We start from the raw sequence: 1,880 nt of genomic DNA, 5'->3' as shown, positions 1-1,880 counted from the left end.
GAAACACAACAACGGATTGCCGAGTTCCATCAACTTAAAACTTTTTCAAAAAAAGAGTTGACATCTTATCGGAGATTTGATAAGATATAAAAGTTGCTGCGAGGCAATGATGTAGACCTTTGAAAACTGAACAAAGTAAGACAAACCAAATGTGTAGGGCGTTTTGATTAATTCAAAACAACAAACATTTTTAACAAGCAAGCAATATGCTAGCAAACAAATGAGCTTAACAATCGCGAGATTGTTCTAACTTTTATTATGAGAGTTTGATCCTGGCTCAGGACGAACGCTGGCGGCGTGCCTAATACATGCAAGTCGAACGCTTCTTTTCTACCGAGTGCTTGCACTCACTTGAAAAGAGGAGTGGCGGACGGGTGAGTAACACGTGGGTAACCTGCCCATCAGAAGGGGATAACACTTGGAAACAGGTGCTAATACCGTATAACAATAGGAACCGCATGGTTCTTATTTGAAAGACGCTTTCGGGTGTCACTGATGGATGGACCCGCGGTGCATTAGCTAGTTGGTGAGGTAACGGCTCACCAAGGCCACGATGCATAGCCGACCTGAGAGGGTGATCGGCCACACTGGGACTGAGACACGGCCCAGACTCCTACGGGAGGCAGCAGTAGGGAATCTTCGGCAATGGACGAAAGTCTGACCGAGCAACGCCGCGTGAGTGAAGAAGGTTTTCGGATCGTAAAACTCTGTTGTTAGAGAAGAACAAGTGGGAGAGTAACTGCTCCCGCCTTGACGGTATCTAACCAGAAAGCCACGGCTAACTACGTGCCAGCAGCCGCGGTAATACGTAGGTGGCAAGCGTTGTCCGGATTTATTGGGCGTAAAGCGAGCGCAGGCGGTTTCTTAAGTCTGATGTGAAAGCCCCCGGCTCAACCGGGGAGGGTCATTGGAAACTGGGAGACTTGAGTGCAGAAGAGGAGAGTGGAATTCCATGTGTAGCGGTGAAATGCGTAGATATATGGAGGAACACCAGTGGCGAAGGCGGCTCTCTGGTCTGTAACTGACGCTGAGGCTCGAAAGCGTGGGGAGCAAACAGGATTAGATACCCTGGTAGTCCACGCCGTAAACGATGAGTGCTAAGTGTTGGAGGGTTTCCGCCCTTCAGTGCTGCAGCAAACGCATTAAGCACTCCGCCTGGGGAGTACGACCGCAAGGTTGAAACTCAAAGGAATTGACGGGGGCCCGCACAAGCGGTGGAGCATGTGGTTTAATTCGAAGCAACGCGAAGAACCTTACCAGGTCTTGACATCCTTTGACCACTCTAGAGATAGAGCTTTCCCTTCGGGGACAAAGTGACAGGTGGTGCATGGTTGTCGTCAGCTCGTGTCGTGAGATGTTGGGTTAAGTCCCGCAACGAGCGCAACCCTTATTGTTAGTTGCCATCATTCAGTTGGGCACTCTAGCGAGACTGCCGGTGACAAACCGGAGGAAGGTGGGGATGACGTCAAATCATCATGCCCCTTATGACCTGGGCTACACACGTGCTACAATGGGAAGTACAACGAGTCGCTAACCCGCGAGGGTATGCAAATCTCTTAAAGCTTCTCTCAGTTCGGATTGCAGGCTGCAACTCGCCTGCATGAAGCCGGAATCGCTAGTAATCGCGGATCAGCACGCCGCGGTGAATACGTTCCCGGGCCTTGTACACACCGCCCGTCACACCACGAGAGTTTGTAACACCCGAAGTCGGTGAGGTAACCTTTTGGAGCCAGCCGCCTAAGGTGGGATAGATGATTGGGGTGAAGTCGTAACAAGGTAGCCGTATCGGAAGGTGCGGCTGGATCACCTCCTTTCTAAGGAATATTACGGAGACCTACACGGTTTGTTCTTACTTTGTTCAGTTTTGAGAGGTTTACTCT

General features: G+C 50.3%; 1 rRNA gene. It reads left to right on the top strand.

The annotated features are described in order from the left end of the window. Window positions 1-254: 254 nt before the first annotated feature. Window positions 255-1,814: ribosomal RNA gene (locus ACPWSO_RS17890) — 16S ribosomal RNA — on the top strand. Window positions 1,815-1,880: the final 66 nt, after the last annotated feature.

Source organism: Enterococcus sp. LJL51, assembly GCF_049894025.1.
GTDB lineage: Bacteria > Bacillota > Bacilli > Lactobacillales > Enterococcaceae > Enterococcus_L.
Note: the sequence above shows the minus strand (reverse complement) of the source record. Positions and strands in the feature narration are given on the sequence as shown.